The following is a 14,203-nucleotide window of genomic DNA, read 5'->3' as shown; positions in this document are numbered from 1 at the left end:
CGTCATGCTGCTCATCCGCTGCCCTTATTGCGAACAGGATCGCCCGGAACTGGAATTCCGCAACATGGGCGAGGCCCATATTGCCCGCCCGGCCTTCGCCGACAATCCGACGGACGAGGTCTGGGAAGGTTTCCTCTACACCCGCTCCAATCCCAAGGGGCTGATCGCCGAGCGCTGGCGCCATGTGCATGGCTGCGCGCGCTTCTTCAACGCCGTGCGCCATACCGTGACCGACAAGTTCGTGAAGACCTATAAGCAGGGCGAACCCAAGCCCGATCTGGCGGCCCTGGCCGCCGAACTTGCCGCCGCTACGCCCTCCAACACGGAGGCGCGCGCGTGACCGCCTCCCTCCGTACGGCGGCCGGCGGCCGCATCGATCGCGCCAAGCCGATCAACTTCACCTTCGACGGCATCGCCTATCAGGGCGTGCGCGGCGATACGCTGGCTTCCGCCCTGCTCGCCAACGGTGTGCACCTGATCGGGCGCTCGTTCAAATATCACCGGCCGCGCGGCATCATGTCCGCGGGCTCGGAAGAGGCGAACGCAATGGTGACGGTGGTCCGGGACGCCGGCCGCACCACGCCCAATCTGCGCGCCACGCAGGTCGAGCTCTATGAGGGCCTCGTCGCCACCAGCCAGAACCGCTGGCCTTCGCTGAAATTCGATGCCGGTGCCGTCAATGACGCGATGTCGCCCTTCCTGGCCTCGGGTTTCTACTACAAGACTTTCATGTGGCCGCAGAGCTTCTGGAAGAACGTCTACGAGCCCCGGATCCGTGCTGCCGCCGGCTTCGGCGAGGCACCCAAGGTGGCCGACCCCGATCGCTACCTCAACCGCTACGCCCATTGCGACGTGCTGGTGGTCGGCTCGGGGCCGGCAGGCCTGGCAGCCACCATCGCCGCGGCCGAGACCGGCGCCTCGGTGATCCTGGTCGACGAGCAGGCCGAGCTCGGCGGCTCGCTGCTGGCCGAGACCACGGCGACCGTCGAAGGCCGGGCCGCACGCGACTGGGCCACCGACATCATCATGTCGCTGGCCCTCAACGATCGCGTCCGGCTGATGCCGCGCACCACCGCCTTCGGCTGGTATTCCGACAATTTCGTCGCCTTGGCCGAAAGGCTGACCGACCATGTCGCCCAGCCCGAGGCCCGCACGCCCCGTGAGCGGCTCTGGCAGGTGCGCGCCAAGCAGGTCGTCATCGCCGCCGGCGCGATCGAGCGTCCGCTGGTGTTCCCGGAGAACGACCGGCCGGGCATCATGCTGGCCGACTCGGCCCGTACCTATGTCAACCGCTACGGCGTCAAGCCGGGCAACCGGGCGGTGGTGTTCACCGCCTGCGACAGCGCCTATCAGGCCGCGCTCGACCTCAAGGCCGCCGGCGTCGACATCGCCGTGATCGCCGACATCAGGCCCGATGGCGGCGCCCTGGTCGGCGCTGCCAGGGAGGCCGGCATTCGCGTCAGCCTCGGCGCGACGATGATGGGCACCAGCGGGCGGCTGCGCGTCAATGCCGTCAGGCTCGGCCGAGTCGGTACCGATGGCACCGTCAGGGACCGGGAGACGGTCTCCTGCGACCTCGTGCTGATGTCGGGCGGCTGGACGCCGACCGTGCATCTGTTCTCGCAATCGCGCGGCAAGCTGCGCTACGACGAGGCCAAGCAGATCTTCGTGCCGGGCTTTGCCCGCGACGAGGAGCGTTCCGCCGGCGCCTGCCGCGGCGTGTTCGATTTCGGCGCGGTGATCAATGACGGCTTTGCCGCCGGCCACGAGGCCGGGCGTGACGCCGGCTTCGACAAGGGCGCCCTCAAGACCTTCGACGTCGCTGGCGAGACCTCTCAGGACGGGTTCTACACCGGGGCGCTGCCGCATGACCGCAATGCCAGCCGGGTCAAGGCCTTCGTCGATTTCCAGCATGACGTCACCGCCAAGGACATCAAGCTGGCGACGCGCGAGGGCTTCCGCTCGATCGAGCACGTCAAGCGCTACACCACCACCGGCATGGCGACCGACCAGGGCAAGACCTCCAACATCAATGCGCTGGCCATCGCCGCCAAGGCTGTTGACAAGAAGGTGCCGCAGGTCGGCCTGACCACCTTCCGCCCGCCCTATACGCCGACCACCTTCGGCCTGTTCGCCGGCACGGCGCGCGGCGACCTGTTCGATCCCGTGCGCAAGACCGCGATGCACGAGGCCGAGGTCGAGATGGGCGCTGATTTCGAGGATGTCGGCCTGTGGAAGCGCGCCTGGTACTATCCGCGCGCCGGCGAGAGCATGCATGACGCGGTCAACCGCGAATGCAAGACGGTGCGCGACAAGGTCGGCATGTTCGACGCCTCCACCCTCGGCAAGATCGAGGTGGTCGGCCCGGATGCGGCCGAGTTCATGCACCGCATCTATGTCAACCCGTTCATGAAGCTGGAGCCGGGCCGCCTGCGCTACGGCATCATGACCCGCGACGACGGCTTCGTCTATGACGACGGCGTGGTCGGCCGCATGGCGCCAGACCGCTTCCACGTCACCACCACCACCGGCGGGGCGCCCCGCGTGCTCTCGCATATGGAGGACTACCTCCAGACCGAGTGGACCGACCTCAAGGTCTGGTTCACCTCCACCACCGAGCAATGGGCCGTCATCGCCGTGCAGGGCCCCCATGCCCGCGACGTGCTGGCGCCTCTGGTCGAGGGCATCGACATCTCCAAGGACGGCATGCCGCATATGTCGGTCAAGGAAGGCCGCATCTGCGGCGTTCCCACCCGCCTGTTCCGCATGAGCTTCACCGGCGAAGCCGGCTTCGAGGTGAACGTGCCGGCGGCCTATGGCCGGGCCGTCTGGCAAGCCATCCATGCCGAGGTCGTCAAATATGACGGCTGCGCCTATGGCACCGAGGCGATGCATGTGCTGCGCGCCGAGAAGGGCTACATCATCGTCGGCCAGGACACCGACGGTACGCTGACCCCGGACGAGGCGGGCGTCGGCTGGGCCGTGGGCAAGGCCAAGGCCGATTTCGTCGGCAAGCGTGGCCTGATGCGGCCGGACCTGCAGGATCCCAACCGCAAGCAGTTCGTCGGGCTCCTCACCGTCGATCCCGGCGTGGTGCTGGAAGAGGGCGCGCAGATCACCGAGGTGGCGCAGCCCGCCCTTGGCGAGCATGCTCTCGGCCACGTCACCTCGGCCTATTGGAGCGCCAATCTCGGCCGTTCCATCGCTTTGTGCAATCTGGAGCGTGGCCGCTCGCGCTATGGCGAGACGGTCTATGTGCCGATGCCCGGCGGCTCGATCGCCGTGAGGGTGGTCGATCCGATCTTCATCGACAAGGAAGGAACGCGGCTCAATGGCTGATATCGCAACCCGCCGCGATCCGCTCGACGGCATCGCGCCGATCACCGCCCGCAGCCGCCTCACCATCGAGGCGGCGCCGCGGGGCGCCCGCCTGGTGCTGCGCGGGCCTGACAGCGCTGCCGTCGCGGCCGGCCAGGCCTTCGGGCTGGCGCTGCCGACCGCTCTCAATACCGCCGCCACCGACGGCACCCGCACCGCCTTCAAGCTCGGCCCCGACGAGTGGCTGCTGCTCGCGCCGGAAAATACCGAGGCCGAGGCCTATGCCGCCATCGAGGCGGCCGTGCAGGAGCCGCATTCGCTGGTGGATGTCAGCCATCGCAATATCGGCATCCTGGTCTCGGGTTCGCTGGCTGCCGATGTGCTCAATGCCGGCGTCATGCTGGACCTCGACCCCAAGGCCTTTCCCGTCGGCACCGCCACCCGCACGCTCTACGCCAAGGCGGAAATCGTGCTGTGGCGCAAGGGCGCAAACGACTTCCACGTCGAGGTCTGGCGTTCCTTCACCGATTACCTGCATGGGCAGCTCGAGCAGGCCGCGCGGGAATATGTGAAATAGAGCGGCACAGGCATTGCCCCAACGCTCGCGGGCTGCATTGGGGAGAGAAGATTGACCCCCGGCAAGATCCATATCCACGAGGACGATTGGGGGATGCGCTCCCTTCATCCCTTGATGGCGCTTGCCCATTACCGGACCGACCTGGACAAGGCCGCCCAACACGCCGTCGATCATGCTGCGCCCGGCGGCACGGGCTGGACGGACGTGCATGTCATTGCCAATGCTCCCGAGGAGCAGGCGCAATTCGCCACCTTGACGCCGGAGGCTTTCGGCGCAGCTCTGGCTTTTCTTCCCCGGGTGATGCAGTTCAACGCCACCGCATCGGCCGGTTTCGAGAAACATGACGAATGGGGCTATTACAATTCGGAGGCCCTATGTTTCGGTCACGATGCGGATTTCTATCTGATATGTACCCATGATGCCGGCGTCATTCGGGAAATCTTCTTCGAACTGTCTTCGCCGGACGAGGTACGGCTCGGGTTTTTCCGCGAGGCTCTCTCACGGCTGAATGCCATTGAGCCGCTCTGTCTGGTCGACTATTGGACCGACACGGTGCTCGATGCCGCTGACGAGGAGGCGCTGGACGCCTATTGCCGGCTGCTCTCTGAGTAGCTGAGACCGGGTCAGGCGCTCGTTGCCGTCCCAGGGCACGAGATTGCCGTCTCCTGCCACGTCGCGATGCACGCCCACCGAGCGTAGAGAAGGAGCAGTCGCTACCGCCGGCTCAGACGCCCAGCATCAGCTGGATGTTCTGCACCGCGGCACCGGAGGCGCCCTTGCCGAGATTGTCCAGCCTTGCGACCAGCACGGCCTGGCGATGGGCTTCATGCGGGAACACGCGAAGCTCCAGCCGGTCGGTGTCGTTGAGCGCTTCCGCTTCGATCTTGGCGGCACCGTCCAGCGGCTCCACGCTGACCAGCCTGGCGCCGGCATAATAGTCGGCGAGGATGGCGTGGAGGTCATCAGCCTTCGGCTTGCCCGGCAGCGTGTCGAGATGCAACGGCACGGAGACCAGCATGCCCTGGCGGAAATTGCCGACGGACGGCACGAAGATCGGCCGGCGGGTCAGGCCGATATAAGCCTGCAGTTCCGGCACGTGCTTGTGCTCCAGCGTCAGGCCGTAAAGTTCGAAGGAGGGGGCGGTGCCGGCCTCGTAGGCCTCGATCATCGACTTGCCGCCGCCGGAATAGCCGCTGACCGCATTGACGGTGACGGGATAGTCCTGGGGGATCACGCCGGCATCGACCAGGGGACGCAGAAGGGCGATCGCGCCGGTGGGATAGCAGCCGGGATTGGCGACGTGGCTCGCCTTGGCAATGGCCTCGGCCTGGCCCGGCGCCAGTTCGGCAAAGCCGTAGACCCAGCCGGGCGCGACCCGATGGGCGGTCGAGGCGTCCAGAACCTTGGGCTTGCGGCCGTCGAGCTCGCCGATCAGCGCCACCGTTTCCTTGGCGGCGGCGTCGGGCAGGCAGAGCACCACGAGGTCGACCTCGGCCAGCAGCGCCTTCTTCGCCGCGACGTCCTTGCGCAGCTCGGGCGCGATGCTGCGCAGGGCAACGCCCGCCACCGACGCCAATCGCTCGCGGATGCCGAGGCCCGTGGTGCCGGCTTCGCCGTCGATGAAGACGGTACGCACGGCGCCGGCCTGGTGCGGCTTTTCGGCGAGATCGGAGAGGGCGGCCATGTCTGGTCCTCCTTGAGGAGAGGCGGGCTGTCGGGAACGCTGGCTATATCGGAGCAAGAGGTGTCACTGTCAATGCTGGAGCGCATTCCGGGTGCGCGGGGGTCTCGCCCGCTCTTGGAATCGCCGTGCTTCCCGGGAGGGAAGAACGGGCATCCCGAAATCGCGGCGCTGCCATCACTTTCAAATCCGGCGGGTAACAACCTACGCCGTGGTGACGAATATCGTTACAGCGGCTGGAATCACATGTTTTAGCGCAAAAAGTGTGGTTTTCGGCACGCTCACTTGATTTGGCTCCTATGCCGGAGCGGGTCATAGTCAAGGCCATGCGGAGCGGCAACCGGCCGTTTCCGCCATATCCTGCAACAGAAGGAAACTCCCATGTCCGTGTTCACCAAGGCCAGCACTGCTTTCGCTCTTGCCGGCGCCGTCGCCAGCGCCGCCGCTTTGCTGTCGGCTCCCGCCAAGGCCGACGACTCCAAGGAGAAATGCTACGGCGTCGCCCTCAAAGGCCAGAACGACTGTGCGGCCGGTGCCCATTCCTGTGCGGGTACCTCGACGATCGACTATGACGGCCAGTCCTTCAAGCTGGTGCCCAAGGGAAGCTGCGTCACCATGAAGACGCCGACGGGTATGGGCTCGCTGACGCCCGTCAAGAGCTGATAGCTCGCACGAGACATGCGAGGGCCGCCCGCTACGGCGCGGCGGCTCCCGCCTTACCTCTGCCCCTTCGGAGAACGCCATGACCGATCCCGCCAGCACGACCCTGCCATTGCGCGCCGGCGCCGGGCTCAAGCCGGAGCATGTCGAGACCATTCTCGCCACCCGGCCCGACATCGGCTTCTTCGAGGTCCACGCCGAGAATTATATGGGCGCCGGTGGCCCGCCGCATGCCCAGCTCCGGGCCATCTGCGAAAACTACGCGCTGTCGCTGCATGGCGTCGGCCTGTCGATCGGCGCGGCCCGGCCCCTCGACAAGGAGCATCTCGCCCGGCTGAAGGCGCTCGAACAGCGCTATCGCCCAGCTAGCTTTTCCGAGCATCTGGCCTGGTCGAGCCATGAGGAAGTCTTCCTCAACGATCTTCTGCCGGTGCCCTATACGCCCGAGACCCTGCGGCGCGTCTGCGACCATATCGACGAGGTGCAGGAGACGCTGGGCCGGCGCATGCTGCTGGAGAACCCCTCGACCTATCTCCTGTTCGAGGAGAGCACCATCGAGGAGACCGATTTCCTCGCCGAGATCGCCCGGCGTACCGGCTGCGGCCTGCTGCTCGACATCAACAATGTCTTCGTCTCCGCCACCAATCATGCGACTTCGCCCGAGACCTATCTCGACCGCTTCCCTCTCGGCCTCGTCGGCGAGATCCATCTCGCCGGCCATGCCGAGACAGTGGACGATGCCGGTGCGCCGCTGCTGATCGATGCCCATGACCGGCCGGTCGCCGATCCGGTCTGGGCCCTCTATGAACGCGTCATCGCCCAAGCCGGGCGGCTGCCGACCCTGATCGAATGGGACAATGACGTGCCGGACTGGCCGGTGCTGGCCCGCGAGGCGGCGCTTGCCGAGGCCGCGATGGCGCGGGTCATGCGAGCGAGGGCCGCCTGATGCTCGCGAACACGCAATCCGCGTTCCGGCAGGCGGTGCTCGACCCGGCCGCCGCGCTGCCGCAGGGGCTGGCCGCCCATAATGGCGTGACGCCCAACCGGCGCTTCGCCATCTATCGCGACAATGTCGCGCTCGGCCTCGCTGCGGCGCTGGAGAGCCGCTTTCCGGCTTCGATCGCCATCGTCGGTGCCGACTTCTTCCGGGCCCTCGCCATCCGCTTTGCGCGCGAGCATCCGCCGCGCTCGCCGCTGCTGCTCGATTATGGCGATCAACTGCCGGCCTTCACCGAAGCCTTCGAGCCGGCGCGGGAGGTCGCCTACCTGCCGGATGTGATGCGCCTGGAGATTGCCAGGGCGCAGGCCTATCACGCCGCCGATGCCGAGCCGGCCTCGCCGGCAGCGCTCAAGGGCCTCGATCCTGCTCGTCTGCACGAGGTGCGGGTCGAGATCCATCCGGCGGTGCGCCTCCTGCGCTCGGCCTTTCCGGTGGCGACGATCTGGCAGATGAATGCCGGCGGCGAGGCACGGGAGATCGTGGATTGGTCCGGCGAGGACGTGCTGGTGACCCGCCCCAGGCTCGATGTCGAGGTGCAGATCCTGCCGCCAGGCGGCCATGCCTTCCTGGCCACCCTGCTGACCGGGCACCCCTTGGAGGCGGCGGCAGAGGCCGCTTTCGCCGAAACCCCCGATTTCAATCTGGCCGCCGCCATTGCGGGGCTGGTTGCGGCCGGTATCGCCTGCCGCTTCGAGATCTGAACCTGCCGGAGAGTGTTGCCATGACCCGCACGACATTCGCATCTCCCGACCCGGCAGCGCCGGGATTGGCGGATCGGCTGATCCACCTCTTCACGCTGATCCCGCATTGGCTGATCGCCCTGATCGCCCGCATCGCCTTGTTCCGGGTGTTCTGGTGGTCGGCGCGCACCAAGGTGGCCGACGGCACGCTGTTTTCCCTGTCGGACAGCGCCGTCTATCTCTTCCAGGAGGAATACAAGCTGCCGCTGCTGCCGCCGGAGCTCGCCGCCCATCTGGCCCTGCTGGGCGAAAGCGTGTTCTCCATCCTGGTCATCCTCGGGTTGGCGACGCGGCTCGGCGGCCTCGGCCTGTTCGGCATGGCGCTGGTGATCCAGCTCTTCGTCTATCCCGACCACTACAACGAACACCTGCCCTGGATGGTCTGCGCCCTCTATCTCGCCAAATTCGGTGGCGGCTTCTTCTCCCTCGACGCCCTGATCGCCCGCTGGACCGGCCGCAAGGTTGCGTTCGCCTGAGGCGGGGGGTGCGATGGCTGTGGGGGGGCCGTGGTCTTGTTGGTGCCGCGCTGCCCCTCACCTCTATCCTCTCCCCGCAAGAGCAGGGCGAGGGGACGCAGGCGTTGCGATCGATGCTCAGACTATGCATCTCGCCCGACGGTTGGGCGAGACAGCACGTTTTCGGTGAGGCGTGACCGGCCGAGGTCTCCTCGCGCGTCCTTACGGGGAGAGGATAGAGGTGAGGGGCTGCGCAACCGTCGTGGGCGGGCATGAGCAATCACCGGTCAGCTGTCAGAGACACTCTGCTCAGCCTGCATCCTGCCTGACCTTGGCATAGTGCCGGCTGGCCTTGGCGCGATTGCCGCAGGTGGCCATGTCGCACCAGCGCCGGGTCCCGCTCTTGCTCTCGTCGAGAAAGAGGAAGCGGCATTCGGGATTGGCACAGCGCCGGATGCGGTATCGCGCGGCGGCGGGAATGAGATCGCCGGCCGACCACAGCACCGGGGCGAGCAGATGTGCCGGCGAAGCTGCGAAAGGCCCGACATGCCAGGCATAGCCGTCCGTCGTGCGCACCAGGCGGCTGCGGGTGGGAGCCTGGGCGATGGCCTGGGCGAGAGCGGCGAAGTCGCGCTCCTCGACGGCTTGTTTCTCGGCGATTGCGGCCAGTGCACGATAAAGGGCTTCGCGCAGCCGGATCGCCTCGTCGAAGAGGCGGTCGGCATCATCAGGATGTTCACCGGCCCAGCGGCCGGCCTGTTCGATGCGTTCGCCCGCCTCTCCACCGGTCCGCTTCGTCCAGGCGAGCAGATCCGCCACGCCGTGCAGCCGCTCGACCGGCGTCTCCCGTCCTCGCCAGGAACGGGTATTCGCGAAGGCGATGCACAGGTCATCGCGTACCGGTGAAATCAACGTCATGGCATCCCTGCGAGCCCAGGCCGGTTCCGGCTGGCCGGAACACGGGAACGGCAAGCCTGGAGGAATTCTAACCGCCTTGGGGGTTGACAGTCAACGCGGCTGGTTCGACAATACTAACCATCATGACGGTTATATAGACACCGAACCCACCGCGAGGAGGGCGCCATGGACCGCGACACCAGCGCCGCACTGACAGGAAACGGCCGCGCTTTGGGGGGGACGCCTCCCCGGCAGGCGCAGACCGCGAGTGCCGGGGCTGGCGTCCCGCTCTGGGCGATGCTGGCGGCCCTCTCGGCGGTGGCGGCCATGAGCCAGGCGTTCCGCACCGTCGCAACTCTGTTCGCCGGCGAACTCAAGCTGGAATTTGGGGCCTCCACCCAGGAGATTGGCCTGTTCGCCGGTGCCTTTCATTTGTCCTTCGCGCTGGCGCAGATCCCCATCGGCGTGGCCCTCGACCTGTTCGGACCGCGCCGTACCGTCTGTGCCGCCTTCCTGCTCGCCTGCCTCGGTGCGCTGGTCTCCGCCCTCGCGCCCAATCTGCCCGTACTGATTGCCAGCCAGGTTCTGATCGGCGTCGGTTGCGCGCCGGCCTTCCTCGGTGCCATCGTCTTCGTCACCAACCGCTATCCGGCCAGGCAATTTGCGCGGCTCTCCGGTCTGGTGCTGAGCTTCAGCGGCATCGGCATGTTGATGACCGGCACGCCGCTCGCCTTGGTGGTGGAAACCTGGTCGTGGCGGGCCGGCTTCCTGGCGCTGGCCGCGCTTTCGATCCTCGTTCTCGTCGCCAATGTCCTGCTCGTCCGCGACGAAGCGCCTGCGCCGGGACGTGGCCGCCCAAACCTGTCCGTCGCCTTCGCTGAGATCGGGCCGCTTCTCGCGCAGAGGCATACGCTTGGCATCCTGCTGCTCGGCGGTGTCTCCTATGCGGCCTTCCTCACCTTGCGCGGCCTGTGGGCCGTGCCGATGCTGATGGACCGGCACGGCTTCGGCCTCGTCGTCAGTGGCCACATCATGCTGGCGACCTCGCTCGCAGCCCTGCTCGGCCCGCCCGTTTTCGGCCTGCTCAAGCCCGGCAATCGCGGTCGGCGCTGTTGGATCGTCGCTAGCGCGGCCCTTTACATGGCCGCCTTTGCGGCCCTGGCGGGACAGTCGTCGAGCCTCGTCGATATCGCCGCGGTGGTCCTGCTCGGCTTCATGACCGGCTATTTCATCCTGCAATATGCCGATGTCCGCGCCGCCTATGCCGATGCGGTCGCCGGCCGGGCCTTCGCCGTGTTCAACACCGCCATTTTCCTCGGCGTCGCCGTGATGCAATGGCTGACGGGGCTGGTGGGATCCTTCGCTGCGGCCCGGGATGCCGATCCCTACCTGCCCGTGTTTGCGGTGATCATCGTGCTGTTGGCCGCCGGCATCGCCAGCTTCGTCCTGCTGCCCTGGCCGCGCGGCAAGGGCTGGGAGCGCTGACGCGTCGCACCGGAGCGCTTGCCTCTTCCCCCTTGCGCATCAGGGTCGGAGCGCTCTACTTCAAGGCATGAATTTTGCCAGCGACAATTGGGCTGGAGCCAGCCCCAGGATCATCGAGGCGCTTGCCCGCGGCGCCGATGGTATCGCCCCTGCCTATGGGCAGGATGATCTCACCCGTGAATTGAAGGCACGCCTGGCCGATCTGTTCGGTCGCGAGGTCGGCGTGCTCTTCGCCGCCACCGGCAGTGCCGCCAATTCCCTGGCCCTGAGCGCCCTCAGCCCGCCTTATGGCGCTGTCTATGCCTATGAGGAGGCGCATATCGTCGGCGACGAGGCCGGCGCGCCGGAGTTCTTCACCCAGGGTGCGCGCTTGGTGCCGATCGCCGGCGCCGGGGGCAAGCTGACGCCGGCCGGGCTGGAGGCTACGCTGGCGCGTGGCTCCGGTTCGGGCTCTGCCATTCCAAGGCCTGCCGTGCTGTCGATCACCCAGGCGACGGAAAGCGGCACCGTCTATCGCCGCGGCGAGATCACGGCCCTGACCGAGATCGCCCGGGCACGCGGCCTCAAGGTGCATATGGATGGCGCGCGCTTCGCCAATGCCTTCGCCTTCCTCGCAAAGGCCGATGGCATCAGCCCGGCCGACATCACCTGGAAGGCCGGCGTCGATGCCCTCGCCTTCGGCCTCACCAAGAACGGTGCCCTGATGGCCGAGGCCGTCCTGCTGTTCGAGCCGGAGAAGGCCGCCGAGCTCGAATGGCTGCGCAAGCGCAGCGGCCACGTCGTTTCCAAGGCCTGGCCGATCGCCGCCCAGTTCCTGGCCATGCTGGAGAACGACCACTGGCTCGATCTTGCCCGCCACGCCAATGCGATGGCGACGGCTTTGTCGCAGGGCCTCGTCGCGGCGGGCCACCGGCTCGGCTATGAGACGCAGGCCAACGAAGTCTTCGCCGTCCTGCCGAAAGCGATGATCGCCCAGTTGAGGCAGGCCGGCGCCCGCCTCTATGAATGGCCCGTTCACGGCCTGCCCGCCGACCGCCTGCCCGCCGACGATGCGGACCTGGTACGCCTGGTCACTTCCTTCGCGACGAAAGGGGAAGAGGTGGAGAGGTTCCTGGCGCTAGCGGGGTAGGGAAGCGGCGAGGTGGCATGTCGATCGCAACGGCGAGGCCGTTGCGCAAAAAGCTGACCTTGCAGGAAGTCAAGCTCTGGCAGCAGCTCCGTGCGTTGCGACCCCAGGGGTCCACATCCGCCGCCAGGTTCCGATCGGTCGCTATGTCGCGGATTTTGCCTGTCTGCGTAGACGCCTGGTCGTCGAAGTCGACGGCAACCAGCTTGCAATGCCTGAAGGGCTTGCCCGGGATGGTATCCGCGATGCCTTCCTGGCAGAACGCGGGTTCAAGGTACTGCGCTTTTCGAACCATGACGTCGATCATGCGCTTGCCTCTGTGATCGATACGATCTTCGAGGCATTGCGCGGCCGGTGGGAGGAAGAGGAAGGGTGATCCCGCCCGACCTGATAAGGAGGGTCACCGACACAGCCCTATCGGAGTAAAGCGCCACTATCCTTCCCAGGCTTCGGGGAAGGTGTCGCCGCGGAGCGGTGACGGAAGGGGGAGAGTGGTGCTTCGAAAGCCATGGAATCCCAAGGCCGCGCCACTCTCCCCCACCCGGCCCGGCTGTGCCGGTCCCAGCGCACACAAACTGTGTGCGCGACCTCCCCGAAGTCGGGGAGGGATAGTCGCGCTTTATTTTGTGTGGTCCGCGATAGGCCGCCGCCCTCATTTGTCCTTCAACACCAGCGCGCTGGTCAGGTCGCCGAGGGGCTTCTGCTTGCGGGCGGCCATCGCCGTGTCGCGCACGGTGATGCCGTGCAGGGTCGGCAGCTCGAAGCGGCGCGTGATGAAGCGCAGGATCGAGGTGGTGTCCATCGGCGCATGGTCGACGAAGCCGCGGCGGGCATAGGGCGAGACGATGATCGCCGGGATACGCGAGCCGGGGCCCCAGCGGTCGCCCTTGGGCGGGGCGACGTGGTCCCACAGGCCGCCATTCTCGTCATAGGTGACGACGACGAGCATATGCGGCCATTGCGGGCTCTTCTCGAGATGGGCGATCACATCGGCGATATGGGCATCGCCCGCCTGGATGTCGGCATAGCCCGAATGCTCGTTGAGGTCGCCCTGCGGTTTGTAGAAGGAGACCTGCGGCAGCTTGCCGGCGTCGATCGCCTTGATGAATTCGACGCCCGCCAGGCCGCCGTCGCGCAGATGCTCGGCCCGGGCCGGCGTACCCGGTGCGAAGCTGGCATAATAGTTCAGCGGCTGGTGGTGATATTGGAAGTTCGGGATCGGTGTCTTGTTGCCATGGTCGAGCACGTCCTGCCAGGCACCGCCATACCAGGCCCAGGTCACATGCTTGAGGCTGAGCAGGTCGCCGATGGTCGGCTCGGTCTGCGGCGGCAGCGTCGTCGGCTTGGAAGGATCGGCGAATGCCTTGTCGCCGTCCTTCGCCGGCTCGTTGCCGCTCGGCTGATAGGGCGGCTGCATGGTGTTCACGGCATAGAAATCAGGCGTTAGGTTGCCGTCGCCGGCAAATTTCGGGATGCCGTCCATCGCCGATTTCGGTGAATTGGCGGCCGGTTTGAGCGTCACCCCGTCGGGCTCGACCACGGCGATCGACGGCTTGGCCGGATTGGTGTCGGCATTGGGGTAGTAGGGGGCGCAGGCGCACACCAGCCACTGATGGTTGAAGAAGGAACCGCCGAAGCCGCCCATGAAGAAATTGTCGGCCAGGACATATTTCTGGGCCACCTTCCACATGGCGGTTTTCGAGCCGTCCCACAGGCTGACCGACAGCGCCCCTGAATCGGCATAGGCAACGAATTTGTCGTTGCGCCCGCCATTGATCTGCATCTGATTCTGGTAATAGCGATGCCAGAGGTCACGCGTGATGGTGCCGTAGCCGAGGTTGAAGCCCTTGGGATCGTCGGCGTGGAAGGGGTGGTTGGGCAAATGCTCGGTCTCGGCCTGGGTCACCGGCGGCGTCACGCCCTTGGCGGTCAGGCCCTCCCAGATCGGCGGCAATTCGCGGAAGGGCTTGCCGTCGCGGTCACGCTGGATGCGCGCGGTCGCCGGTGCCTTCGCCACACCATTGGCACCCGGGAAGCTGCCATAGAGATTGTCGAAGCTGCGGTTCTCGGCATAAATCACCACCACGGTGTCGATCAGCTTCAGGTCCTCGGACGCTCCGGGCGTAGGCTTGGCCTTCTGGCCCGAAGTGCTTTCGGCAGCCAGCGCCGATCCGAAGGCACCGATGGAAAGGCTCAACGCATACACGACCGCCGCCGATTTCATGCGCATCTGGGTCTCCTGCCTCGATTTGCTTGTTGCTATC

The 14,203-nt window shown here is 66.5% G+C and carries 14 protein-coding genes; 11 read left to right on the top strand and 3 right to left on the bottom strand.

Annotation, left to right across the window (positions count from 1 at the left end):
* Positions 1 to 4: 4 nt before the first annotated feature.
* From ABXS05_RS07615 to ABXS05_RS07600, 4 genes are read left to right on the top strand one after another with little or no spacing between them, the layout of a single operon-like run.
* Complete coding sequence (locus ABXS05_RS07615; protein WP_311933986.1) at positions 5 to 340, top strand: sarcosine oxidase subunit delta; 336 nt, start codon at positions 5 to 7, stop codon at positions 338 to 340.
* Entirely contained in the window at positions 337 to 3,339 is a 3,003-nt protein-coding gene (locus ABXS05_RS07610; protein ID WP_367623466.1) for a sarcosine oxidase subunit alpha family protein, read from the top strand. Before ABXS05_RS07615 ends, ABXS05_RS07610 begins: the two co-directional genes overlap by 4 nt.
* Positions 3,332 to 3,895 (top strand): sarcosine oxidase subunit gamma, encoded by a 564-nt coding sequence (locus ABXS05_RS07605; protein ID WP_367623465.1) that lies wholly within the window; start codon positions 3,332 to 3,334, stop codon positions 3,893 to 3,895. The genes ABXS05_RS07610 and ABXS05_RS07605 overlap by 8 nt, the downstream gene beginning before the upstream one ends.
* A 51-nt stretch (positions 3,896 to 3,946) precedes the next feature.
* Positions 3,947 to 4,507 (top strand): hypothetical protein, encoded by a 561-nt coding sequence (locus ABXS05_RS07600; protein WP_367623464.1) that lies wholly within the window; start codon positions 3,947 to 3,949, stop codon positions 4,505 to 4,507.
* 112 nt (positions 4,508 to 4,619) lie between these two features.
* Here ABXS05_RS07600 and argC read toward each other — a convergent pair whose 3' ends face one another.
* Positions 4,620 to 5,579: an N-acetyl-gamma-glutamyl-phosphate reductase gene (gene argC, locus ABXS05_RS07595; RefSeq protein WP_367623463.1), complete on the bottom strand. Its 960-nt coding sequence runs from the start codon at positions 5,577 to 5,579 to the stop codon at positions 4,620 to 4,622.
* A 378-nt stretch (positions 5,580 to 5,957) separates the two neighbouring features.
* On the opposite strand from argC, the gene ABXS05_RS07590 reads away from it, so the two are divergent.
* The 4 genes from ABXS05_RS07590 (at position 5,958) to ABXS05_RS07575 (ending at position 8,452) form a co-directional block, all read left to right on the top strand.
* Complete coding sequence (locus ABXS05_RS07590) at positions 5,958 to 6,239, top strand: BufA1 family periplasmic bufferin-type metallophore (protein WP_068283219.1); 282 nt, start codon at positions 5,958 to 5,960, stop codon at positions 6,237 to 6,239.
* A gap of 79 nt (positions 6,240 to 6,318) precedes the next feature.
* Complete coding sequence (bufB, locus tag ABXS05_RS07585; protein WP_367623462.1) at positions 6,319 to 7,182, top strand: MNIO family bufferin maturase; 864 nt, start codon at positions 6,319 to 6,321, stop codon at positions 7,180 to 7,182.
* Complete coding sequence (locus ABXS05_RS07580) at positions 7,182 to 7,937, top strand: HvfC/BufC family peptide modification chaperone (protein ID WP_367623461.1); 756 nt, start codon at positions 7,182 to 7,184, stop codon at positions 7,935 to 7,937. The genes bufB and ABXS05_RS07580 overlap by 1 nt, the downstream gene beginning before the upstream one ends.
* A gap of 20 nt (positions 7,938 to 7,957) precedes the next feature.
* Complete coding sequence (locus tag ABXS05_RS07575) at positions 7,958 to 8,452, top strand: DoxX family protein (protein ID WP_149252836.1); 495 nt, start codon at positions 7,958 to 7,960, stop codon at positions 8,450 to 8,452.
* 288 nt (positions 8,453 to 8,740) lie between these two features.
* Here ABXS05_RS07575 and ABXS05_RS07570 read toward each other — a convergent pair whose 3' ends face one another.
* Positions 8,741 to 9,349, bottom strand: a complete 609-nt coding sequence (locus ABXS05_RS07570; RefSeq protein ID WP_367623460.1) for a CGNR zinc finger domain-containing protein — start codon at positions 9,347 to 9,349, stop codon at positions 8,741 to 8,743.
* A gap of 165 nt (positions 9,350 to 9,514) precedes the next feature.
* Here ABXS05_RS07570 and ABXS05_RS07565 point away from each other — a divergent pair, with 165 nt between their 5' ends.
* From ABXS05_RS07565 to ABXS05_RS07555, 3 genes are all read left to right on the top strand, one after another.
* Positions 9,515 to 10,813, top strand: a complete 1,299-nt coding sequence (locus ABXS05_RS07565) for an MFS transporter (protein ID WP_367623459.1) — start codon at positions 9,515 to 9,517, stop codon at positions 10,811 to 10,813.
* A 67-nt stretch (positions 10,814 to 10,880) separates the two neighbouring features.
* Positions 10,881 to 11,942 carry a threonine aldolase family protein gene (locus ABXS05_RS07560; protein ID WP_367623458.1) on the top strand — a complete coding sequence of 354 codons (1,062 nt, stop codon included), beginning with the start codon at positions 10,881 to 10,883 and terminating at the stop codon, positions 11,940 to 11,942.
* Between the two features lie 76 nt (positions 11,943 to 12,018).
* Positions 12,019 to 12,315: an endonuclease domain-containing protein gene (locus tag ABXS05_RS07555; protein WP_367623890.1), complete on the top strand. Its 297-nt coding sequence runs from the start codon at positions 12,019 to 12,021 to the stop codon at positions 12,313 to 12,315.
* A 276-nt stretch (positions 12,316 to 12,591) separates the two neighbouring features.
* On the opposite strand, the gene ABXS05_RS07550 is transcribed toward ABXS05_RS07555, so the two are convergent.
* Positions 12,592 to 14,163 carry an acid phosphatase gene (locus ABXS05_RS07550; protein WP_367623889.1) on the bottom strand — a complete coding sequence of 524 codons (1,572 nt, stop codon included), beginning with the start codon at positions 14,161 to 14,163 and terminating at the stop codon, positions 12,592 to 12,594.
* Between the last annotated feature and the right edge of the window lie 40 nt (positions 14,164 to 14,203).

The sequence above is a fragment of the Labrys neptuniae genome, assembly GCF_040797145.1.
Lineage (GTDB): Bacteria > Pseudomonadota > Alphaproteobacteria > Rhizobiales > Labraceae > Labrys > Labrys neptuniae.
The sequence above is the reverse complement of the archived record's forward strand: the minus strand, read 5'-3'. Positions and strand labels throughout refer to the sequence as shown.

Bases quoted from the DNA above. Each gene is read 5' to 3' on its own strand.
- ABXS05_RS07615 (WP_311933986.1), top strand. From the start codon at position 5: ATGCTGCTCATCCGCTGCCCTTATTGCGAACAGGATCGCCCGGAACTG.
- ABXS05_RS07605 (WP_367623465.1), top strand. From the start codon at position 3,332: ATGGCTGATATCGCAACCCGCCGCGATCCGCTCGACGGCATCGCGCCG.
- argC (WP_367623463.1), bottom strand. From the start codon at position 5,579: ATGGCCGCCCTCTCCGATCTCGCCGAAAAGCCGCACCAGGCCGGCGCC.
- ABXS05_RS07590 (WP_068283219.1), top strand. From the start codon at position 5,958: ATGTCCGTGTTCACCAAGGCCAGCACTGCTTTCGCTCTTGCCGGCGCC.
- bufB (WP_367623462.1), top strand. From the start codon at position 6,319: ATGACCGATCCCGCCAGCACGACCCTGCCATTGCGCGCCGGCGCCGGG.
- ABXS05_RS07580 (WP_367623461.1), top strand. From the start codon at position 7,182: ATGCTCGCGAACACGCAATCCGCGTTCCGGCAGGCGGTGCTCGACCCG.
- ABXS05_RS07575 (WP_149252836.1), top strand. From the start codon at position 7,958: ATGACCCGCACGACATTCGCATCTCCCGACCCGGCAGCGCCGGGATTG.
- ABXS05_RS07570 (WP_367623460.1), bottom strand. From the start codon at position 9,349: ATGACGTTGATTTCACCGGTACGCGATGACCTGTGCATCGCCTTCGCG.
- ABXS05_RS07565 (WP_367623459.1), top strand. From the start codon at position 9,515: ATGGACCGCGACACCAGCGCCGCACTGACAGGAAACGGCCGCGCTTTG.
- ABXS05_RS07560 (WP_367623458.1), top strand. From the start codon at position 10,881: ATGAATTTTGCCAGCGACAATTGGGCTGGAGCCAGCCCCAGGATCATC.
- ABXS05_RS07550 (WP_367623889.1), bottom strand. From the start codon at position 14,163: ATGAAATCGGCGGCGGTCGTGTATGCGTTGAGCCTTTCCATCGGTGCC.